The sequence below is a fragment of the Streptomyces sp. P9(2023) genome, from assembly GCF_032436795.1.
Classification (GTDB): Bacteria; Actinomycetota; Actinomycetes; order Streptomycetales; family Streptomycetaceae; genus Streptomyces.
On record NZ_JAUPWM010000337.1, the window covers coordinates 1 to 292 of the forward strand.

Here is a 292-nt window from a genome sequence, read left to right on the forward strand (position 1 = left end):
TCGCCTTTGGCGGGCATTTCCTGTCCGATACGCTTTTCGCGGGGCTGATCTGCGGCTTTGTCTGCTGTGGGCTAAGCCGGCTGTCCTGCTTCCGAAACGCACGCGCCAGTCCGCGCGACGTGCTTGCCGACCTGAAAACCGTGGCAACGCTTCCGCTTGCCGCGGTCAAAAGTCGATCTTCACTCCGGGCAGGTTCAGCGTTGCCATCAGATCGCGCAACTCCTGCCGCGCGGCGATATTGGACATGGACAGGCTTTCGGTTCCCACATCCTTAAGGTCAAGCAGGGTCAGG

1 protein-coding gene is annotated in these 292 nt (G+C 61.0%); it reads right to left on the reverse strand.

The window, feature by feature from the left end; translation table 11 throughout:
- Window positions 1–165 precede the first annotated feature (165 nt).
- Entirely contained in the window at window positions 166–291 is a 126-nt protein-coding gene (locus tag Q5762_RS40185; RefSeq protein WP_399495574.1) for a division plane positioning ATPase MipZ, read from the reverse strand.
- Window position 292 lies beyond the last annotated feature (1 nt).